Source organism: Cognatundibacterium luofuense, from assembly GCF_018139685.1.
Taxonomy (GTDB): domain Bacteria; phylum Pseudomonadota; class Gammaproteobacteria; order Burkholderiales; family Burkholderiaceae_D; genus Undibacterium; species Undibacterium luofuense.
Map to the genome: position 1 here is coordinate 1 of NZ_JAGSPN010000013.1, position 21,384 is coordinate 21,384.

At 53.0% G+C, this 21,384-nt stretch carries 14 protein-coding genes, 1 pseudogene and 1 other annotated feature; of the genes and pseudogenes, 4 read left to right on the forward strand and 11 right to left on the reverse strand.

Going from position 1 to position 21,384, the window contains the following annotated elements; translation table 11 throughout:
• From KDM89_RS15520 to KDM89_RS15540, 5 genes and pseudogenes are all read right to left on the reverse strand, one after another.
• A pseudogene (locus KDM89_RS15520) lies at positions 1-400 on the reverse strand (transposase); the annotation flags it as partial.
• Positions 56-172 (reverse strand) — a sequence feature (AL1L pseudoknot). It overlaps the preceding pseudogene by 117 nt.
• A 695-nt stretch (positions 401-1,095) precedes the next feature.
• Complete coding sequence (locus KDM89_RS15525) at positions 1,096-2,394, reverse strand: hypothetical protein (RefSeq protein ID WP_212688833.1); 1,299 nt, start codon at positions 2,392-2,394, stop codon at positions 1,096-1,098.
• Positions 2,395-2,398: 4 nt separating this feature from the next.
• Positions 2,399-3,184, reverse strand: coding sequence for an outer membrane lipoprotein-sorting protein (locus tag KDM89_RS15530; RefSeq protein ID WP_212688834.1), 786 nt, complete (start codon positions 3,182-3,184; stop codon positions 2,399-2,401).
• Positions 3,185-3,209: 25 nt separating this feature from the next.
• Positions 3,210-4,604 (reverse strand): ABC transporter permease, encoded by a 1,395-nt coding sequence (locus KDM89_RS15535; protein WP_212688835.1) that lies wholly within the window; start codon positions 4,602-4,604, stop codon positions 3,210-3,212.
• Positions 4,601-5,296, reverse strand: coding sequence for an ABC transporter ATP-binding protein (locus tag KDM89_RS15540; protein ID WP_212688952.1), 696 nt, complete (start codon positions 5,294-5,296; stop codon positions 4,601-4,603). The genes KDM89_RS15535 and KDM89_RS15540 overlap by 4 nt, the downstream gene beginning before the upstream one ends.
• Positions 5,297-6,468: 1,172 nt before the next feature.
• Here KDM89_RS15540 and KDM89_RS15545 point away from each other — a divergent pair.
• The gene (locus KDM89_RS15545) at positions 6,469-7,242 is read left to right on the forward strand and encodes an alpha/beta fold hydrolase (RefSeq protein WP_230427905.1); all 774 of its coding nucleotides are present in this window, start codon (positions 6,469-6,471) and stop codon (positions 7,240-7,242) included.
• A 669-nt stretch (positions 7,243-7,911) separates the two neighbouring features.
• On the forward strand, positions 7,912-8,277 hold the full coding sequence (locus KDM89_RS15550) for a hypothetical protein (protein WP_212688837.1): 366 nt from the start codon (positions 7,912-7,914) through the stop codon (positions 8,275-8,277).
• Between the two features lie 190 nt (positions 8,278-8,467).
• On the opposite strand, the gene KDM89_RS15555 is transcribed toward KDM89_RS15550, so the two are convergent.
• The 3 genes from KDM89_RS15555 to KDM89_RS15565 all read right to left on the reverse strand — a co-directional run bounded on the left by KDM89_RS15555 (position 8,468) and on the right by KDM89_RS15565 (position 12,519).
• On the reverse strand, positions 8,468-9,505 hold the full coding sequence (locus tag KDM89_RS15555) for an asparaginase (protein ID WP_230427914.1): 1,038 nt from the start codon (positions 9,503-9,505) through the stop codon (positions 8,468-8,470).
• A 360-nt stretch (positions 9,506-9,865) separates the two neighbouring features.
• Positions 9,866-11,134 (reverse strand): PKD domain-containing protein, encoded by a 1,269-nt coding sequence (locus KDM89_RS15560; protein ID WP_212688838.1) that lies wholly within the window; start codon positions 11,132-11,134, stop codon positions 9,866-9,868.
• Between the two features lie 89 nt (positions 11,135-11,223).
• Positions 11,224-12,519 carry a hypothetical protein gene (locus tag KDM89_RS15565; protein WP_212688839.1) on the reverse strand — a complete coding sequence of 432 codons (1,296 nt, stop codon included), beginning with the start codon at positions 12,517-12,519 and terminating at the stop codon, positions 11,224-11,226.
• Positions 12,520-12,778: 259 nt separating this feature from the next.
• Between KDM89_RS15565 and KDM89_RS15570 the strand changes: the two genes are divergently transcribed.
• On the forward strand, positions 12,779-13,444 hold the full coding sequence (locus KDM89_RS15570) for a response regulator transcription factor (protein ID WP_212688840.1): 666 nt from the start codon (positions 12,779-12,781) through the stop codon (positions 13,442-13,444).
• Between the two features lie 4 nt (positions 13,445-13,448).
• On the forward strand, positions 13,449-15,302 hold the full coding sequence (locus tag KDM89_RS15575; protein ID WP_212688841.1) for a sensor histidine kinase: 1,854 nt from the start codon (positions 13,449-13,451) through the stop codon (positions 15,300-15,302).
• Between the two features lie 176 nt (positions 15,303-15,478).
• Here the strand turns inward: KDM89_RS15575 and KDM89_RS15580 are convergent, their stop codons facing one another.
• From KDM89_RS15580 to KDM89_RS15590, 3 genes are read right to left on the reverse strand one after another with little or no spacing between them, the layout of a single operon-like run.
• A complete protein-coding gene (locus tag KDM89_RS15580; RefSeq protein ID WP_230427906.1) occupies positions 15,479-16,975 on the reverse strand; it encodes an efflux transporter outer membrane subunit in 1,497 nt (498 codons plus the stop codon).
• Positions 16,972-20,091: an efflux RND transporter permease subunit gene (locus tag KDM89_RS15585; protein WP_212688842.1), complete on the reverse strand. Its 3,120-nt coding sequence runs from the start codon at positions 20,089-20,091 to the stop codon at positions 16,972-16,974. Before KDM89_RS15585 ends, KDM89_RS15580 begins: the two co-directional genes overlap by 4 nt.
• Entirely contained in the window at positions 20,084-21,241 is a 1,158-nt protein-coding gene (locus KDM89_RS15590; protein ID WP_212688843.1) for an efflux RND transporter periplasmic adaptor subunit, read from the reverse strand. The genes KDM89_RS15585 and KDM89_RS15590 overlap by 8 nt, the downstream gene beginning before the upstream one ends.
• Positions 21,242-21,384 lie beyond the last annotated feature (143 nt).

The window sequence follows — 21,384 nt, forward strand, 5'->3', positions numbered from 1 at the left end:
GTGCACAACGCAATGCCGGATTTCTGGCTTGTGCCGCAGTGCGCCAGTACCGCGGCGGGGCGACTTGCAATGCTTTGCAAATCGGCTCGGCCCCGTACATTGCACGGTGCTGATCAATAAATGCGCTAACTACTTGCGGTGGCGGTCGAGCTCCGCCTGCGCGAAAAAAGCACTTGCCAGCCTCAGAATTTCGTTTGTTTTGCGCAGTTCTTTAACTTCGCGTTCCCAGTGCACGAATGCGCTCCTGTTCTGCACTCGTCACACCGTTCCGAAGCCCTGTATCGGTTTCATGCTGACGTACCCAGCGACGTAATGTCTCTGCAGTGCAGCCAATCTTGCCGGCAATAGATTCTATTGCAGCCCACTGTGAGCTTTACTCGTTCCTACCCTCCATGACCATACGGACGGAACGTTCGATGACTTCAGGGGAATATTTTGATTTGTTAATTGCTCGATTTTCTCAAATAATGGAGCTTCCCAGTTTTCCGGTACTGTTCAGTCTAGCAAAGAATCGTAGATGCTGTCAGCGATGACAGCGACATGGAGCTATTGATGATAGACAATACGTTTGTGCGTGCCCATCAACATTCAGCCGGTGCCCAAAAAAAGCGGTCCGGCAGTACATAGGCCGTTCGCGTGGAGGATTAAGCAGCAAAATTCATGTTGTAGTCGATGGATTGGGCAATCCGGGTCGCTGGCGACTGACCGGAGGAGAGGTGCACGACTTTACGCAGGCACTGGGGCTGATGAATGGCATGCAAGCGTAGTCGGTGCTGGCGGACAATGGTTATGACACCAACGATTTTGTGTCGTTTATCAGAGAACAGCAGATGTGCGCAGTCATTCCGCCTAAGCGCAACCAAACCGGGCAGCACGCGTATGATAAGTCATTGTATAAAGACCGAAATTTGGTTGAATGATTTTTTAGCCATATCAAGCACTCCAGAGGAATCGCCACGCGGCATGAAAAGCTGGACAGAAATTTCCTATCGTTTATCAATCTCGTGTTCAAGTAATTGGGCTGGCTTAAATGTTAGCAGCCCCTAGAATATTGAGCACTTTTATTGTCTACATTCATTCGATTCCGCAAGTCGGTTATCTAAAAATTCTGATACTAAATAAATATTTAGTATCCGATTGACTTAATCCATATACGGAATGCACCGAACCGGCATTTCTCTCAACCTGAAACCCCACTTCCCAAAAATCCTTGTGATACCGCGCTTCCAGCCAGTAGCGGCGGCTGCGGTCTTCGGGGATGTGGGTGATCATGGTGCTGAGGTCAAGGTGGGGGATGATGGCGTCTTGCCAGGTGGCGTGCAGGAATAGCTGGCGGCGGGTGGTGAGGTTTTGGGTTTGCTGGCTGTAAGCCCGGTACAACAAATAGGATGGCAACGAGCCGTTTTGCAGTTGTTGCCAGGCTTGATTGTCCGGTGCGGCGCTGTTGTAGTGGGCTTCTGCGGTCAGCGTCAGTTTATTACTGGTGGTGTAGCTGATGCCGGTAGCGATTTGTTGTTGCCATTGCTGTTCTCCGGCGCGGAATGCAGGATTATATGCGGCGAATGCGGCATCCGTTTGTTTTAGCGCGTAGCCGCCCGACCATTCCAGATTAAACACCGTGGCGTCGTTCAGTAAGTGACTGAGATTCAGTCCGAAGCGCGGTTTCTGTCCTTTTTCCTGAAAAATTAATCCCTGCGGCGTGAAGTCGCCGATTTTCTGGCTGATTGCCAGTAAATAGCGGTCGTTGTGATTAGTTGCACCGATATTCGGATTCCATCCGGATTGCATCTGCAAATCTGCCAGTCTTGGTGATGCGATCAGCGTCAAAGAGCCGCTGTCCCACAATTGCTGAGCGCGCAGCATCACACTGCCCTGCCGGTTTTCTCTAAGGCTGGCGGGATCAACGGACACCGCAGAACGTACCGCATAACTTTTAAAAAAATCAGTCGGGTTATAGCCGAGTGCAATGCCGTATCGGGCATTAATTCTGCCGGCATCCAGCAAGGTATTTTCTCCGGGTTTCCAGCTGACGCCGGCTTCTTTGAGTGTATTGATTGCGCGATCGCCGTTACTGGTGGCTGGCCAGTTGAGATCCACGCGATCAGAAAAAAACAGTCTCCAGGCTGGCGTCAGGGTTTTATCGAATTGGGCATCAATAGAAAGCCGCTGACTTGTCTCATTGCCGCCATCCCGCAGGCGCGCGTAACCGCTGGCAACTTCTGCAAAAGCACGCCAGTCGCTGGCTTTTTCAGGCTTCTTTTGCATGGTATCTGCCAGCGTCAGGGCTTCCAGTTCCGGATCATCCGGACTGGCATAAGCATTCACTGACAATAAAATCATCAGCAATACAGAAAGCCGGCAGCGAACAGGCGTAGGGGAATGACGGTTCTGCATAGGATTATTCCGGTTTGAAGCGTGGCAGGTAATCGCGTTGCAGCCAGGTTTCCGGCACATCCCGTTTTACCCAGTCGGAATAGCGCATCACGGTGACCCAGTCGCTTTCCAGACCATCAATGATCACTGTCTCAGTAGGACGTTCGACACCAAATATCGGCTGATAACGGCGGTAGTAGGCCGTTTTCAGTAATTTTCCGCTTTCCGCATAAAAACGGGATTTCACCGGACGCATACTGGTTTTATCCACCCACATCAGAATCCGGTGATATGCCGCGCCCTCGCCGCTGGCGTTCAGTTCCAGTTTGTAGGCGTGACGGGTCTGGCGCTCACCATCCTGCGTATCTTCTTCCGTTGCGCTGACTGCCTGATAATCCTTGGCGAAATTCACGGTCACCACATCGCCGTTGGAAGCCTGCCCGAGCAAACGTTGCTGCGGCGACAGGCGGATACTCGCCTTACTGGACGGATCAAAGAACCACATATCTTTACCGCTGAACAGAATCAGCTTGTTCGCATCGCGTGCCGGCGCAACATAGCGCACCAGCGAACGGAACTGTCCGCCTTTCGGATCGGCTTTGGAATAAATTGCCAGCGTACTGGATTCCGTTTCCTTGCCTTTACGGTATTCCACCAGCGTATTGGTTAAACCAAACGGAAAGTCCGGATTACGGATCGCATCGCTGGCTGCCAGAATTTCCTGCGGCGACAGTGCATATACAGCCGGGCTGATGGTGATGGCCGCCGCCAGTACCAGAAATTGACGACGATACTGAGAAAAAAGCTTCATTACATTCTCCGTGAGCAAACTCTGATCAGACATGACGCAATGCATCCACAATTTCAAACTTCGCCGCGCGGTTTGCAGGCAACCATGCCGACAACAAGGTGACCGCTATCATACTCAGCACACTGCCAGCCAGCAGCGGAATATCCTGCCCTACCCGCACCAGTATCAGATACGCGTACGAATAGCCGGGTGGATTCCAGGTCCAGCCACTGTGATTAATCATATACGCCAGTATCAATGCAGAGACTGCACCGAGCACAGAACCAATCACGCCCAGCAACAAAGCTTCGCACAAAAACAGGCGGCGAATACCGCTGCGACGTAAGCCGATGGCGCGCAGGGTTCCAATTTCATTGGTGCGCTCCACTACCGCCGTTCCCATCGTATTGCCAATAGTGAACAACACAATCACCGCAATCAGCATCGCGATAAAACTAAACATCGAATCCATGAACTGATTGGTCTGACGGTACATCGGGTTCAGCGTATCGTAGTCGAGTACATCCAGTTCCTGCTGCGGGAATTTCTGCTTCAGCAATTCCGTAATACGCGCTTGCGCTGCAGCGACTTGCTCGGTTTTTTGCAGCTGAATCATGATTGCGGTGACCTGCCCCGGCTGGTTGCCGTAAATCAGGCGCTGCGCCTGCTCCAGATGCATCGCCATATACACATCATCCAGTGCTTTGATGCCCATATTATTAGCCTTGATCACATTCAGACTGGCGACGTTCGGTGCACCACCGGCGGTTGCTGCCAGCACTTCGATACGGTTTTCAGAAGCCGGTATCACAGGTTTTTGCTCGCCCTCTGCCATCGATAAAGCAGCGATATCATCCGGCACTTGCCCCGCATCCTGTTTCGCTTTGCTGACAGCAGGAATGCAATCATTCTCAGAAAGTAAACTACACAACTTCAGTTTACGTGCGACTCCGGTACCAACCACAACCGCATCATTGCCTTTGCCTTCTAGCGGAATCGGTAGTGCATAGCTTTTTACGCCGTACTGATTCCATTGCATCATCCCGTTCCGCTCCGCAGGTACCAGACCTTCTGCCAGTACTGAGCGCGAGACACCGGCGGAAAAATTCCCCGCCAGACCGCCGAGACGCAAATTCGGCGTCATCAGGAATAACTGATCTTTTAACGCCGGATCATCTTTCAGCGTCTGAATAATCTGTTGATAATCACGGATGCCGTAAGCGGTCGGATTATCGCCGCCATCGATGAAATAGCCTTTGTGCTGAATTTGCAGATGGCCGGTGTATTGCACGAAACCGGTCAGCGAACCGTACAGAATATTGGAACGATAACCGCCGAACAGCAAAATCGCGGTCAGCCCGACTACCATCGTTAAGATCGTCGTCAGTGAACGGCGACGATTGCGCAGCAGATTGCGAATTGCCAGCATCAGGGTATTCATGCTTTCACCTCTCTTTGTTCTGTACCGACAATTTTTCCGTCGCGGATAAAGACCACATCGTCTGCTTCTGCCTGAATTTGCGGATCATGCGAGGAAAACACAAAGCTGACATCGCGTTCACGCTGCAGACGACGCATCAGTGCAATCACTTCCGCACCGGTCTGGCTGTCCAGATTGGCGGTCGGCTCGTCTGCCAGCACCAGACGCGGGCCGATGGCAAGTGCGCGCGCAATCGCAACCCGCTGACGCTGGCCGCCTGATAATTGCCCCGGTAAATTATTACGACGATTACTCAGTCCCACATCTTCCAGCAAAGCTTCGGTACGCTGTTTGCGTTCTGCAGCTGGCACGCCGGCCAGTATCAGCGGGTATTCCACATTCTCAAACGCGCTGAGCACCGGCAGTAAATTGAAGTTCTGAAAAATAAAACCGATGTGACGGGCGCGGAAATCGGAAAGCTGATCATCGTTCATGCTGCGCACATCGATACCGGCGATTTCTATGTGGCCGCTGTCAGGCCGGTCGAGGCAGCCAATCAGGTTCAGCAGCGTGGTTTTGCCGCTGCCGGACGGACCGGACAACACGGTAAAACGACCGGGGCGAATATCAAGGCTGATCTGGCTGAGCGCGGGCACACTGACCGCGTCCATGTGATAAGTCTTGCCGACATCTTGTAAGCGAACGGGATACATCACAGCATCTCTCCTGAAAAGTAATCCGGCGAACCGGTGCAATTGCACGGCATGCTACCGAAACAGCGCGCTGCAAAATTGTACCGTCACGACATTCAGACGTATTTTTGTCGCGATTTTCACCAAACCCCTATTCAAAGTTCTCACCTGAATAAAAATTTTTGCGGAAAACTATTCTTTTTTCTCACCTTCCGCAGAGAAACACGGGCTGGAAACAGCTAAACAACGGCTTTCCGGCATGCCAGATGCATCTGAAAACCGGCATTTGCGGGTATTCCGCATGTTTTTCATAGTCATTTCATTAAGTTTTTGAGGTTTTACACTGGCAAGCCATTTCCTTATTCAAATTCCTCACCTTTTTAAAAAACCGCCGTTTCTAGCTATTCAAACTCCTCACCTTTGCAAAAAAGTGCGGATTAACGAATAAAAATAGCAATAATCAGCACAGCCTTCCGCCTCAGACCAGAACTTGCGAGCTGTTTTTTTCCACAGGTGCGGATTTTGTCGCAGCAAAAGCAGCTCTTTTTCAAAGGTGAGAAATCCGAAGGGGGTAAATTAAAAAAATCACTGAAAATCAGGGTTTTAGCGTGGATTGCTACAGAAAATTCCCCGCTGCTGAATTGAAACAGATCGTGATACGCAGGGAATACCGGCCTAAGTTCGCGTATCCACCACGAACGCCGTACCGGAATTGCTGAAATCTGCGGCTTCCGTCAGCGATTTTTTTATTTTTCCTATTCAAATTTCTCACCTTGCGGCTTCTGCGTAAGAATTCCCTGCCCGGAAAACCCTGTTCGGGCTGCCAAAACCGGCTTTTTTGCCCGAAATGCGGGTTTCAGCACAGCAATCTGGCGGTCGTCGGCAGAAAGTCTGGCTCTCCGCAAAAGCAAAATGATGATTTCTGCATCATTACAAAGCGCTTACGCCGGAATTTTTAAGTTCTGACTATTAAAATTCCTCACCTTTGAAAAATTCTCAGAATTTTTTTACTTTTCTTATTCAAAGTCCTCACCTTCAGCGATTCTTGAACGACTTGCGTTCCGGCTTCTCGTGCTGCGTCGCAGAAAAAATGCTGATTTCAGTTAAAATGGCGGCCTTTCTGCATCCGCCCTTCCCTTGCACCTTGCTGTGCTGACTGCGGATGTGTACTTGATTTGATCCGGAATACTCCCTTGCAACACATCAAAACTGCTTACGGCCAGATCGCGGTAAAAGTCTGGCAAGACACCCATACGCTTTCCACGCTGGCACCGGTTGTGCTGCTGCATGATTCCCTAGGCTGTATTCAGTTGTGGCGTCAGTTTCCCGGCTTACTGGCTCAGGCCACGCGCCGTCGCGTGATTGCGTATGACCGCGCCGGTTTCGGCCATTCCGCACCGCGCAACGGTTACATCGGGGACGATTTCATCGAGGCGGAAGCGCAAACCGTGTTTGCGGAATTGCTGAAAGCCAAAGAAATCGACCAGTTCATCGTCATGGGCCACAGCGTTGGCGGTGAAATGGCGGTGAATGTAGCGGCGGCTTATCCGGAACGCTGCGTCGGCTTGATTACCGAATCGGCGCAATCGGTGCTGGAACCCATCACCCGCGCGGGTATTCTGGAAGCGCAGCAATTATTTGCTGATCCCGAACAATTTAAGCGTTTAGCCCGTTATCACGGCGAAAAAACCGCGTGGGTACTCAGCGCATGGATCGATACCTGGCTGGGCGCAGCCTTCGATCACTGGTCACTGGACCCGGTTCTGCCTTCAGTAAAGTGCCCGACACTGGTAATCCACGGTGAGCTGGATGAATACGGTACGACCGCACAGGCAAAGCGCATCGCCGACGGCGTCAGCGGGCCTGCGCAACTGGAGCTGATGCCAGGTATCCACCATGTGCCGCACCGCGAAGCGGAACAGCAAGTACTAACCATGCTGGCTAATTTCATGGCGACGCTGGCGTAATCGCTGATTGAGAAATGCGCGAAACTGACGGAGATTTGTGCAGAGATCGTCATTCAGCCTTTTCTGAGGCCCGGACTTTCTGCCGACGACCGCCGGATCGCTGTGCAGAACACCGCATTCAGCACGAAAAACATCAAAAAACGGGCCGAACAGCCCGTTTTTTTATTTTTCACTATTCAAAGTTCTCACCTTTGAACAAAAAATCCGGCTGAAATACAGGTAAAAAACCATCGTAAACAGCTTTTTACCGCCAGTTTTTCAGGTGATTTCTGTGTTTTTCTGATTCCTATTCGAAATCCTCACCTGACAGAACTCATTTCATCAATATCCGCGAGATGCGTTTGTCTCATAGCGCGGGCTGGCAAGACGGACAAGGCAGTGAATAGCGGTGCTATTCACAACGCGTCCAACGCTGTCCAGCGTGCGCTATGAGGCAAACCCTTCGGGAACGGAGGTGCCGGGCGCATTGCTTTGTTGCGTCGCTTGCACAGGCACCAGCCTGTGCTGCGCAACGACGCCGCGCACTGCCTCCCGGCACCTCGCGTTCGCACTCGTGGCTATTGATGAAATGAGTTCTGGTACTGTTCATCAGAAAAACCTGTTTTTTGCAGGAAAGCGGCCTAAGATGAAAGAAGGTAACACCTGTTACCTTCGTTTCGAGAGCCGCACATGAATTACCCATCCGATCAGTTGCAACCGATTACCCGCCTGCCAGCGCTGCTCGAAGCGATTTCACGTCAGCTGCAATTCTTGCAGGAACAAATCACCACGCTGCAAAAATTGCGGCAAAGTCAGGAAACGCTGGATGAACTGTCGCTGGCGCGTCTGCGGCGTATTTACAGCGAAATGGCCGACTTACCGCACCTGCTGCATGAACAGTTGGTGTACTGGGATACCGTCGCCGTCACCACGGAACAGCGTAGCAATCTGGAATTATTTGCACAGTGCATTACGGTGCTGGACGATGGCATTGCGGTGATTCTGGAACTGATACAGTTGCTGCGCACCCGTTACTCTGCCCGAATAGGCGCCTGAGCAAGTCCCTGAACACCGCCCAGAATACCTGCTGACTGCGTCGCACCATAAAAAAAGGCAAGCGTTGCCTTTGCCACGCTTGCCAAACCGGAGTGACGGCCTGACGTGCCGTCCACGAGGGGAAACCGGTACTCTCCACTACCACGTTGCAGCACCACTGCAACGCTCGTTCCTGCTTCAGACAATCAAATCAGTATTGCCAGAAAATACGTTGCAATTCTTTGGTGTTATTGGTCGTTGCCAGTGCCACGCTGGCCAGAATGCGCGCTTTTTGCGGATTCAGATCATGTGCCACGATCCAGTCGTATTTGTCGTCAGGCTGTTCCGCATTGCGCAGTACAAAGCCACCGGCGTTCACATGTGAAGAACGGATAATCTGAATACCTTGCTTATGAATATCCTGCAGCACCGGAACCAGGGAGCCTGCAACAGAACCATTGCCCGGGCCAGCATGAATAATCGCTTTCGCGCCAGCCTGTGCAAATGCACGGTAAGCAGTGTCATTCACATTGCCGCCTGCATAAGCAATTTCGACTAAAGGCAGCGATTTTATTTTATCAATATCAAATTCAGAAGCATTGGTATGACGTTTGTCGAGACGGCGGAACCAGTAGCTTTTACCTTCTACAATCATCCCCAGCGCACCCCACGGGCTTTTGAACGCATCCGGACGGATATTGATCATCTTGCTCACATCACGGGCGCTGTTGATTTCATCGTTCATCACGACCAGCACGCCACGGGAACGGGATTCTTTATTGCCTGCCACGCTGACCGCATTGAACAGATTCAGCGTACCGTCTGCGGACATCGCCGTACCCGGACGCATAGAAGCCACCACAACGATAGGTTTGTCGGTATGCACCACCAGATTTAAGAAATACGCCGTTTCTTCCGTGGTATCAGTGCCATGCGTAATCACGATGCCATCCACGTCATCGCGTTTGGCCAGATCAGAAACGCGTTTACCCAGCGTCAGCAGATTTTCATTGCGCAGACTTTCGGAAGCCACCTGAAACACTTGCTCGCCACGCACACTGGCGATGTCGTTCAGTTGCGGAATACCGGCAATCAGTTTATCCACCGGTACTTTGGCAGCCTGATAGGTTGCGCTGTTGGTAGCATCTGCACCGGCACCGGCAATCGTGCCACCGGTGGCCAGAATCACCACTTGTGGTTTTTGCTGCGCCATCGCCAGTGCACTAAAACTCAGTGCAATCACCAACATCCCGCATTTGCGCAAACCTGCTGTCATTCGTTTCATCTGCTTGTCTCCTCACAATAATTTTTTCAGATGACGCAGTGTAGAAGCGCTACCGCTTCCGGCAAAATGTCGGAAAACACGTAAAACGACGAAAATAAATTTTCCTGAGACAGAAAAATTTCGCCAAAACTTCAGAATACAGACTGAAAAATGCGACTGTGCTGCTATGACAGCCAACGGAATAGCGCCTGAGAGTTTTTTTTTCATACGCGCTCGGCACGACGCAGAATCAGCATGGAAAAAATGTCGGAAAGCGACAACAGGCGCGGGAAAATGACAAAAAAACCCCGGACGATGCCGGGGTCTCTGCCAGTTTTCAGTCCGTTATTTCGGAGCAGAAAGTGCCGTTACGGTAATTTCCACGGGGGCACTGTTGACCGTACCGTCGTTCACAATCAGGCGTGCGGTGTAAGTTCCCGGCAGATCCACACTGAAGGTTGTTCGCGGTAAATACGGGGTTGGGAATGCTGCTTTACTGCCAGCAGGTACACTGACCAGTGTCCAGTTGAAGCTCAGGCGGTCACCGTCAACATCGTAACTGGCTGTGCCATCAACCAGTGCATCCTTGCCGGCTTCCCAGTTGCCGTTACCAATCGGTGTTATTTTCGCAACCGGTGCGGTATTTCCGTTTTTCGCGATGATCGTGACCGTCGCTGGCTGGCTGTCGACTTTTCCGTCGTTCACAATCAGTGTCGCAATATACTGCCCGACAGCATCCGTTCTGAATAACGGGCGAGCGACATTGTTTGCCGATAACGTTGCCTTGCTGGTTTCAGGCGCACTCAGCGTCCATTTGTAAGTCAGCGGATCGCCATTCGGATCATAACTGCTGCTGCCGTCCAGCGTTACCTGCGTACCGGGCGTGACCGTCTGACCAGTTGCTGTCAGCGCGACCGGCGCAGCGTTGACGGTCGCAGAAGTCACAGTCACTGAGGCAGCAGCGCTGTCTGCCTGACCGTCATTCACCACCAGTGTCGCAACATAGTTACCATCAAGGTCTGCTGTAAATGTCGGATTCATGGCTGTTGCAGACGACAGCGTCGCCTTACTTCCGGAAGGTATGGTGCTGAGGTTCCATTTGTAGGTAATCGTATCGCCATTGCCGTCATAACTCTGACTACCGTCCAGAGTTACCAACTTTCCTGTTACAACGCTCTGTGCTTTTCCCGCATCGGCAACCGGAATCATATTTTTCACCGTAGCCGAAACCGTCACAGTTGCAGGTGCACTATCGGTTTTTCCATCATTCACCACCAGCGTGAAAACATATGCGCCGGTTTCATCCGCAGTAAACGTCGGGCGGGCATCGGTCAGTGAAGACAAGTACGCATTACTTTTCGCCGGACGGCTTGTTAACTTCCACGTGTATTTCAACGTATCGCCATCCGCATCAGCACTGCCAGTGGCATCCAGCGTTACCAGACTGCCGGTGTACACGCTTTGCGCTTTTCCGGCATTCGCCACCGGCGCAGAATTCACTTTCGGCGTCGTTGCAGAAGCGGTATTGTCAGAGGAAGAAGAGCCGCCGCAGGCGGTCAGTACAGCCACTGCCAGCATCGGCAGGGCGATCAGTTGCAAACTACGTTTCATCATATTCTCCGGAGGGTGTTAACGTCCGCCCGCATCAGGGCGGAACTTTCCGGCAGGTGGATATCCTGCCGCTGTGTTGTCTGACCGGGTGATCAGCGGGTCTTGGCTGCAGACTGATATTTCAGTGCTGCTGCTTTTTCAATTGCGACGGGAAGCGCACTGGCGGGCAATGCATATTCATACTGTCCGGCCCAGCGTTCACCGAAGTACACGCCCGGCGGTGCTTTCTCAACCAGATAAAAGCGGTTAGTCCAGTATTTACTGTCCTGATCCTGGAACACCGCGACATACACGCGGCTGCGCGAAACAATGGTGTCGGCATAGGTATTGTTGACCCACTGCTTTTTATGCTGTGTTTCAAACGCAGTTGCCGGATAGGTATACACCAGACGGAATGTACGGGTGGACTGGGTTCCGCCAACTGCCTGGGTTTTGATCAGGATATTCCACTGCTGTTTTGCGGCTTCCATTTCGGCGCGGGTTGCCAGTTCTGCCGCTGGTTCGCGCAAAGCCAGATTCGGATCGGCAGTCGCTGCAGTATTTTCCAGCGCAGTATCGAATGCAGCATTTGCCATCCGGTATTGACTGACTATGCGCTCCGCCGTCCATGCTTTCGCAGCCTCTTCTTTTCCGGCTTTGACTAACATCGGCAGCACGGTTCCCTGACGCAGCAGGTTATGGCCGTCCGGACTGGTTTTATCACCGGCAAACGGAGGCGGTCCCACATACAGAATACCGGGTTCCAGCTCCAGCAAGGTTTCCAGACCGGTCGGCACCAGTTTGTCCGGCACCGCGTTGCCCTGCAGATCCGTTTTATAAATCATCTGGCCGTATAAAAAGTGCTGACGGGAAGCGGGATTCCCTTCCCGTAACAGAAAATGCGTAGTGTTTTGCAAAGCCCGCAGATTGCGGTCTTTATACGTTGAAGTACGGCTGAACTGCGCTTTAGGAACCAGTTTGGCCGGATCATTTGCCTCGTAGCTGTGACGTGTCCAGATCGTTGCGACGCCGGTGGCATCATCATATTCCACAAGGAATTTCCCCACAGCAAAAGCACCGGCCTGATTCAGGGAAACACCACCCATAGGAACATTGGCGAAATAAACGCCACTAATACCGCGCTTATCAGTCTGCACCTTTTTCTGATCCAGCAAGCCGTCCGCTTTATCCTCTTCCAGCTGCTTCTTGTCGGATGCACTGAGCGTGTTTTGCTGCAAACCACCGCTGTTGGATGGCTGGGCAACTTTTTGCACCGCTTGTTCAACCAGCTTGCCGAACAGGCTTTGTGCATGCACCGGAACCGTGCAAATCAATAAACTGCCCGAAACCGCAGCAGCTAAGGCGGCGGATAATGTCTGACTACGAGTCTGCACTTCTGAAGATTTCATCGGAGATCCTGTTTCATAAGAGAGATTCCGGTGCTGCCTGATACTGACTTCTGCCGCAGATTAAACAGCAACGCACCGGATCGATTTATCAAAATGATTTCTTATACATTTCGACAACATCTTATAAAATGCAGGACGCATTGAAATCACATGAAAATGTGGCAAAGATGTGAAGTTCTGTGTATATGATGTGATCTGCCAGCATGTTTTGCGCCATTCACTGCCGGTTCAGTTCACAGATTTTCAATTCGTGATGCTTATGAACGTCAAAATCGGGATCGTCGAAGACAACCCGCGCACCCTAAACCGCTTCAGCAAGGCCATCAGTGAACATACTGGCTGGCACTGTGCTTTCGCCTGCAGCCGGCTGGCGGATGCGATGCAACTGATTCACGAACATTCCATTGATGTTTTATTGCTGGATCTCGGATTACCCGATGGTGCCGGTATTGACCTGATTCCGTTCACGCTGCGTCGTCAGCCGGCATGTCAGATTCTGATTATTTCGGTGTTCGGCGACGAGGAAAATGTGATTCGCTGTGTAGAGGCAGGCGCATCCGGTTATCTGCTGAAGGGCCAGGGCGACGATGATCTGGCGGAGCATCTGCAAGATTTACTCAATGGCGGCTCGCCGATGTCACCACAGATTGCACGCCGGGTTCTCAAACAACTGCGTCAGTACGCCAGTCCGGCGCCGGTATCCGGTAACGGAGGGGTGACCGAATCAGCGCTGAATGATCTGACCAGTAAAGAACTGGAAATTCTGAAAGACCTCGCCATCGGCCATACCTACAGCGAAGTGGCTGCCAATTTGCATATCAGTCTGAATACTGTACGCCACCATGTTAAGAGTATTTACAGCAAGCTCTACGTCAATTCACGCACGCAGGCAATTAACACTGCAGCCCGTCTCGGCTTACTGTGAAACAATGATCTCCGCCGAATCCACTCCTTTCACACAATGGCTGCGCGGCTGGCTGGCGATACTCTTTCTGCTGCTATGCATGCTGATCTGTTTACAGGCAAAAGCCGCAACAACAGAGATTACGGAAGCTGAACTGGCGCAGGGACAATTCAGCGCATCCAGCGCCGCACAAGGCCAGTGGCAAAAAGTCGCACTCTCCGATGTCTGGCGCAGGCAAAGCCCTTGTCGGCAGGGAATCTGGACTTACCGGATTCCGGTCAGTATTTTCCCCGACCCGCAAGACCGTTCGCTGCTGATTTACCGCGCAGGTAACCGGCTGCGATTTTTACTGGGTGATACCAAAATCGGCGAAGCCGGTGAATTTCAGAATCAGGATACCGATGTCAGTAACCACGCCACCATGCTGAAGCTGCCTGCGGCCAGTCAGTCTGATGGCGCAAACACTTTGTATATACAGGTGGCCGGTGACTGTCGCCGCTACTCAGGCCTGTCGCAAATGCTGGCGGGGACTTATGAAGAAATTCAGCCTCTGCACGGCAGGAAGGTTGGCATCTTTATCTGGTCAACCGTCGCAATCGTTGTGGTCTGCTGCATATTGTGTTTTGTCAGTCTCAGTGCGGCGATTCTGTACCGCTCTTTCAACGCACTGCTGTTCGGAATTACCTGCGGATTCTGGGCGTTGCGCGCCTGGCTGTGGTCTATGCATGCATTACCGCTGCCATACGCTGTATGGTTCTTCCTGATCGACCTGAGCTTTGGTATCTGGATGTCGCTGATCTGCATCCTCGCAATGCGTATCAACCATATCCGGCTTCGCTGGCTGGAGCTGGCACAGTGGATAACACTTGCATTTTTTCTTGGCAGCTCAGTCGCGCTGGTGTTCGGCGCACCACCTCTGTTCAAAGCGCTGGGCATTGATCTGGTCGTTTTAGCAGGAACCGGTGCCCTGATCTCAATCATGGTTCAGGCATTCCGCAAACCGGCACCGGGTAACATCGCGGTTGCCCTGGCTGGTTTTGTCATGCTGATTCTGGGTATGTATGATCACTGGAATGTCTGGATGACGACTGCACCGGATGCTTATCAGCGGTTTTACTTTACGCCGCTGATTGTGCTGTTCTTTATTCTGGCAGTCGGTATTGTGCTGAATCTGCAGTATATGCGCGCCATGCGCAGTGATGCGCAATACAAAAAAGTACTGGAAGCAGAAGTCAGCCGTCAGCGTGCCATTCTGGAGCGGCACCATCAGGCGCTGGCACAGCAAGCCCGTCAGGAAGCGGTAACGTCAGAGCGGGAAAGGATTATGAAGGATATGCATGACGGGCTGGGTTCGCAACTGGTCGGTCTGATGTCTCTGGTGCAAACAGCGCCGCAACAACAATCGGAAATTGAACATGAATTGCAGCAGGCACTCGATACTCTGCGCGCCACCATTGATACACTCAGCCCGAGCGGCGAAGATCTGACCACAGTGCTGGCACAATTCCGTTTCCGCCATGAATCCCGGTTCAAACGCGCCGGCATTCAGTTGCACTGGCGGGTCAAACCGTTTTCCAGCACAGAGTGGAGTTCAAACGGCCTCATTCAGTTTGAACAAATGATCCGTGAAATTTTCACCAATATCATCAAACATGCCGGAGCCAGCGAAATCTGGGTAGATGCCGGCACGAATACCGAAGACAATTTTTTGTTTATTCAGGATAACGGCAAAGGTTTCGATGCTTCAGGTAACAGCGGACGTGGGCTGAAAAATCTCAGCCAGCGGGCAACTGAAATCGGAATACGACTCAGCATCGACAGTACACCTGGCATCGGTACGACCGTTTCACTGTACTGGTCATTAATGCGGAAAAACTGATCCAGCAGGCTCAACCCCGTTTTCCACTGAAAAACCACCCGAAAAAGCGCCGGACAGCCTCAAATGCGGTGTTCTGCATAGCGATCCGGCGGTCGTCGGCAGAAAGTCCGGGCCTCGGGAAAGGCCAGATGAGGACTTCTGCACAATCTGAGCGTAAAAAACAGCGATGAAACCCTTTATTGCTGCGCGACGGGCGATGCGGTTGCGGCGAGCTTGTCAGGCATGCTGACACCCATCGCCGCGTACAAGGCCACGGTATCTGCGTAACGACTCAGCCGCGCCTGCAGCAACGCCAGACTGGCTTGCTGCTCTGCCAGCTGTGCCTGCAACACATTCTGCAGCGGAATTGCACCGGCTGCGCGTTGTTTGCGGGTGACTTCCAGCGCTTTCAGGGTCGCTTGCTGCGCCTTGCTGTTCAACTGCCATTGCTGACTGTCCGCATCCAGCGCGCGCAGGGTATCCGCCACATTCTGAAACGCATTCAGCAGCACGCTGCGGTATTGCGCCGCTGCCTGCTGATACTGTGCTTCGGCTGAACGTTGCTGATGCAGCAGCGCACCGCCACGGAATACCGGCTGCGTCAGATTCGCACCCAGATTCCAGAACGATGAATTGCCTTTCAGCAGATTTGCCAGCGTCAGGCTGCTGCTGCCCAGCGTGCCGGTCAGGCTCAGATTAGGCAAACGGGCTGCCACGGCAACGCCAATCTGTGCATTCGCTGCCTGTAACTGCGCTTCTGCGATGCGGATATCCGGACGCCGTTCCAGCAATTCCGACGGAATACTCAGTGGTAACTGCGATGGTAGCTGGAGTTGCGCCAGTGTGAATTCCGCTGGCAGCGTATCGCCGGGCAGCAAACCCAGCAATACACGCAACTGCCCGCGCTGCTGATCCAGCGCCCGCTGCACCGGTACCAGACCGGCTTCTGCCTGTGCCAGTGCCGCTTCCTGCGTAGCGACATCCGCTGTTGACGCAATACCCAGCGCTTTTTGCTGACGGGTTAGTTCTGCCAGCTGACGGTTCGCCAGCAATTGCGCCTGTGCGATCTGCAACTGTTCACGCAAACCGGCTTCCTGCACCGCTGCCAGAATCACATTCGATACCAGCGTCGTGCGTGCCGCCTGTACCTGAAAACCGGCAGCATCCACCTGCGCCGCAGCGGCTTCGTTCTGACGTTTCAGTCCGCCTGCCAGATCAAGGTTATAGCTGACACTGACCTGTGCCGTGTGCAACGTGTAAAAGCCTGCGCCGGAAGCCGCCGGACTGGCCAGCGGGTCGGCCACTTTCTGACGTGTCGGCTGCCAGCTGGCATCGACCGATGGCAGCAAACCAGCACGCAATACCAGCGCATTTTCCTGCGCCACTTTCAGCGCCGCATTGGTTGCCTGCAGATCCGCATTATTGCTGAGTGCCGTCGCAATCAGCTGGTTCAGCGCTTCCGATCCGAAAGCCTTCCACCAGCCATCCTGCACATCCAGACCCGGCAGCAATTGCTGTACGACGGCTTTTTCATCCGCAGTGACTTTACCGGTAGTAGCTTGCGTCGCTTGCTGCGGTAAACCAGCCTGATGTCCGGCCAGCAAATCCGGCCGCTGATAATCCGGACCCGCAGTACACGCTGCCAGAGCGGAAACACACGCCAGTGTCAGTAATGATGTTGAAAATCGCATCATGCCTCTCCTTCGCTGGCATCAAATTGCACCGGTTGTTCCGCGACCTTTTTACGGTTACGCACACCGGATTCAATCATGTAATACAAAGCCGGCAGCACAATCAGCGTCAGTGCGGTTGCCGTAATCAGGCCACCCACCACCACCGTTGCCAGCGGACGCTGCACATCGCTGCCGAGGCCATGCGCCATCGCTGCTGGAATCAGACCCAGTGCAGCGACGGTTGCGGTGGTCAGCACCGGACGCAAACGTTCGCTGGCAGCATGAATCACGGCTTCCTTCAGGCTGATATCGGTTTGCTTGCTCCAGCGGTTCAGATTGGAAATCATAATAATCGCATTCAGTACCGCCACCCCGAACAAGGCAATAAACCCGACCGCAGAAGACACATTCAGCGTCATATCGCGCAAATGCAGCGCACACAAACCACCGAGCGTTGCCAGCGGTACGGCAGACAAAATCAGTGCCGGCTGACGCAGATTTTTAAATTCGCCGAACAGCAGTACAAACATCAGTGCCAGTACCATCGGCAGAATCATCGCCAGACGCGCCTGCGCCCGTTGCTGATTTTCAAACTGCCCGCCCCAGTGAATAGAAAAACGGCTGTGGTCATACTGCACCTGTTTTTCAATCGCCGCATGGGCATCATCCAGAAAGCCTGCCAGATCACGGTTACGCAGATTCAGACGCACGGTCAGATGGCGTTTACCCATTTCACGGGTAATCGTGGTTTCACCTTCGGCAAAGGAAATGCGTGCCACCTGCGACAGAGGAATCTGTGCATTCGACGGCGTAATCAGCGTCAAATGACCAATCGCTTCCGGACTGTTGACCATGGTGTTTTTGAAGCGGGCAGCGATGTTATAGCTGCGCTCATCAATGAACACTTGCGTGACCGGCGCACCACCGATACCGGTTTGTATCAGACTCATCACATCGGCGACATTGATACCAAGCCGCGCAGCAGCCAGTCTGTCCACATCCACTTTCAGCTGCGGCAGCGGTGGTTCCTGATCAATAATCACATCCTCCGCACCGGGAACCGCACTCAGGGTACGCACCACATCATTCGCAATACGGCGGGTTTCGCGGAAATCATTACCCATCACTTTGACTACCAGATCGCTGTGTGCACCGGCCAGTTTGTCCAGCACGCCGTCTATCATCGGCTGACTGAAACCAACCTGCGTGCCGGGCAGTTTTTTGAACCGCTCTGCCATTTTTGCGATCAGTTCCTGCTTGGTCAGACCGCTTTTCCATTCGCTGTAAGGATGCAGTGTGACGGCGGTTTCGATATGCGAAGGCGTGAACGGATCGGTACCATCATCATTACGTCCGAGCTGGGTCACAACGTGATTCACCTCCGGAAATTCCAGCGTTGCTTCGCGCAGCGCATCTGCCATGCGGGTGGCTTTATCCAGCGCAATGCCCGGTGGCAGCGTCACTTGCAGCCAGATCGAACCTTCATCCAAGTACGGCAGGAAGTCACGGCCTATAGTCGCGCCGCTGACGATCACTGCCGCCAGCGTCGCGATAAAAATCCCTGTTACCACGCGGCTGCGACCTACCAGCCAGTTCAGCACTTGCCCGTAGCGCGGTTTCAGCCATTCCAGCACCGGATTATGGAAAATTTTCAGCGGCTTTTTCAGAGCCATATAAGACAGGCCCGGAATCAGTAACAGCGCAACCAGCAAAGCGCCGAGCAGCGCAAAGCCAACCGCGTATGCCATCGGCGAAAACAGTTTGTATTCAATCCGCTGGAATGCGAACAAAGGCAGATACGCAATGATGATGACCAGAATCCCGAAAAACACTGGCCGCGTCACCTGACGTACCGACTGCATGATGTCTTTGCCCTGCAGTGTCGCGTCCGGCTCTTCTTCGCGGCGGCGCAGGATGTTTTCCATCATCACAATTGCACCGTCCACGATAATCCCGAAATCAATCGCGCCCAGCGACAGCAAATTCGCCGGAATTTTAAAATGGTGCATCAGGATAAACGCAATCAGCAGAGAGACCGGAATCGTGATCGCAACGATAATCGCCGCACGCGGACTGCCGAGAAACAGCAGCAATACCAGCGTGACCAGCGCAATCCCTTCAATCAGCGTGTGGCTGACGGTGCTGACCGTTGCATTCACCAGATTGCTGCGGTCCATATACGGCACCACCTGCACATCTTTCGGCAAAATCTGCTCGTTCAGTTCCTTCACAGCTTCATGCACACCCGCCATCACACGTGAAGGGTTTTCATTTTTCAGCAGCAGCGTAATGCCCTCGACCGAATCCGGATTGTGATCAATACCCAGCACGCCGTGACGTTCCTGATGGCCGTAAGTCACTTGTCCCAGATCGCGCAATAACACCGGCACACCAGCCTTTTGCGTGATGACGATATTGCCCAGATCATCCAGATTACGGATCAGACCAACGCCGCGCACCACCATGCCCTGCTCACCACGGGTCAGCACGCTGCCGCCCGCATTCGCATTATTTGCATTGATCGCTGCGGTAATCTGGTTCAGCGACACGTTGTATTTACTCAGTGCTGCCGGGTCCAGTTCCAGCATAAACTGGGTCGTAATGCCGCCGAAATTCGCGACATCCACCACGCCGGACACTTGTTTCAGCCGCGGAATGACTTTCCACAACTGCAATTCAGACAATTCGCGCAGGCTGCGGGTTTTCGATACCAGGGTGTAGCGGAAAATTTCACCAATCGGCGAAGTCAGCGGGTCCAGCCCCGGTTGTGCGCCGTAAGGCAAAGCCACCGTGCTGATACGCTCCTGCAAACGCTGGCGCGACCAGTAATCATCAGCACCGTCTTTGAATACGACGGTAATCAGCGATAAGCCAAAGGTACTTTTGGAACGCATGATATGCATGCCGGGCGTACCCATGATCTGACGTTCCAGCGGAATCGTAATCTGTTGCTCCACTTCTTCCGCCGCCAGACCATTCACCTGTGTCACGACTTGCGACGTAGTGTCGGCAATATCCGGATAAGCTTCCAGCGGTAACTGATTCCATGCAAACCAGCCATAAGCGGCAACCAGCAAAAACACCAGCGCGACGATACCGCGCCGGTTAAAACACAGGGTAACGAGACGATCAATCATTGAAAATCACCCCGTCTTTCAGCAATACTCGCTCACCGGCTTTAAGGCCGCTCAATACTTCAAAACGACCGTTATTCACCGGGCCGACCGTTACTTCCCGCGCGGCCAGTTCACGCGGCGCGACTTCGACAAATACTTTGCTGGCAAAACCCTGCTGCACAACTGCCGTCGCGGGAACCAGTAAGCCCTGATGGGCACCGGTACTCAGCTCGGCTTTGGCAAACATGCCGGGTTTCAGCTTTTTATCGGTATTGATTAAGGGAATGCGGACTTTGACTGAGCGCGTATCAGGGTCCAGCACATCACCGATGTACTGGACTTTCGCCTGCACCGGTTCTGCAAAAGCGTCAAAACGAATCGTTACGCTCTGCCCTTCGGCCAGTAAGGCAAGATCTTTCTCTTTAGCCGATGCGGTGACAAACACTTTGGACAAATCCGCGATACTCATCAGCGGCTGGTTCACATCATTCCAGTAAGCGCCCGGCGCTGCATTCAGCTCGACCACGCGACCGGCAGACGGTGCACGTACCACCAGCTGATGACCCGGCAATATATCACCGGCGCTTTGTGCTTTTGCACCCAGCAATCCCAGACGCGCCTCAGCGCGACTCAGTTCTGCCTGTGCCTGCGCCACATCGCTTTGTGCCTGCTCCAGATCGCGTTTAGTACCGACATCGGCTTTATCCATCGCTTGCTGACGTTCTAACTGGCGCTTGCTCAGATTCAGCGCAGCCCGTGCTTTTTCCTGATCACTTAGCGCCTGTGCCAGATCAGCTGAATCAATCGTCAACAGCACATCACCGGCTTTGACGATGTCACCAGCCTGTTTGCGCACGCTGGTAATCCGGCCTGCCAGTGGCGTCATGATTTTCACAAAACGTAAAGGATCTGCTTCCACCACCGCTGGCAATTGCAAAGGCAATGCCACTTCCTGTGGCTGTACTGCGGCAATCTGCAACGATTTTTCCAGTGCGGACTTGGCGGCGATCAGAATATGGCCATCCGCATTACGGGTATAGCCTTCTGCCTGAGCAGGTTTGTTATCTGCGGTTGCGGTCCGGTTTGCCAGCAGCCACCCGCTGCCACCCAGTACGGTAAAACTCAGTATGCCAGCCAGTAAGCGGCGGGGATGGATGGATTTTCTGATCATAATGCAGCCCTTTCTTTGCGACGAACAAGGATGTACACCCTGTCAACGGGCGCTATCGTAGGCAATCTTGCTGCGCTGCACACCTGAATCTTTTTTCAGGAAACGCAGGCTGTTCAGCAGCACTGCTATACTGCTCAGCATAG

Bases quoted from the DNA above. Each gene is read 5' to 3' on its own strand.
- KDM89_RS15575 (WP_212688841.1), top strand. From the start codon at position 13,449: ATGATCTCCGCCGAATCCACTCCTTTCACACAATGGCTGCGCGGCTGG.
- KDM89_RS15580 (WP_230427906.1), bottom strand. From the start codon at position 16,975: ATGATGCGATTTTCAACATCATTACTGACACTGGCGTGTGTTTCCGCT.
- KDM89_RS15550 (WP_212688837.1), top strand. From the start codon at position 7,912: ATGAATTACCCATCCGATCAGTTGCAACCGATTACCCGCCTGCCAGCG.
- KDM89_RS15570 (WP_212688840.1), top strand. From the start codon at position 12,779: ATGAACGTCAAAATCGGGATCGTCGAAGACAACCCGCGCACCCTAAAC.
- KDM89_RS15555 (WP_230427914.1), bottom strand. From the start codon at position 9,505: ATGTTGGTGATTGCACTGAGTTTTAGTGCACTGGCGATGGCGCAGCAA.
- KDM89_RS15535 (WP_212688835.1), bottom strand. From the start codon at position 4,604: ATGAATACCCTGATGCTGGCAATTCGCAATCTGCTGCGCAATCGTCGC.
- KDM89_RS15530 (WP_212688834.1), bottom strand. From the start codon at position 3,184: ATGAAGCTTTTTTCTCAGTATCGTCGTCAATTTCTGGTACTGGCGGCG.
- KDM89_RS15565 (WP_212688839.1), bottom strand. From the start codon at position 12,519: ATGAAATCTTCAGAAGTGCAGACTCGTAGTCAGACATTATCCGCCGCC.
- KDM89_RS15560 (WP_212688838.1), bottom strand. From the start codon at position 11,134: ATGATGAAACGTAGTTTGCAACTGATCGCCCTGCCGATGCTGGCAGTG.
- KDM89_RS15585 (WP_212688842.1), bottom strand. From the start codon at position 20,091: ATGATTGATCGTCTCGTTACCCTGTGTTTTAACCGGCGCGGTATCGTC.
- KDM89_RS15590 (WP_212688843.1), bottom strand. From the start codon at position 21,241: ATGATCAGAAAATCCATCCATCCCCGCCGCTTACTGGCTGGCATACTG.
- KDM89_RS15525 (WP_212688833.1), bottom strand. From the start codon at position 2,394: ATGCAGAACCGTCATTCCCCTACGCCTGTTCGCTGCCGGCTTTCTGTA.
- KDM89_RS15540 (WP_212688952.1), bottom strand. From the start codon at position 5,296: ATGTATCCCGTTCGCTTACAAGATGTCGGCAAGACTTATCACATGGAC.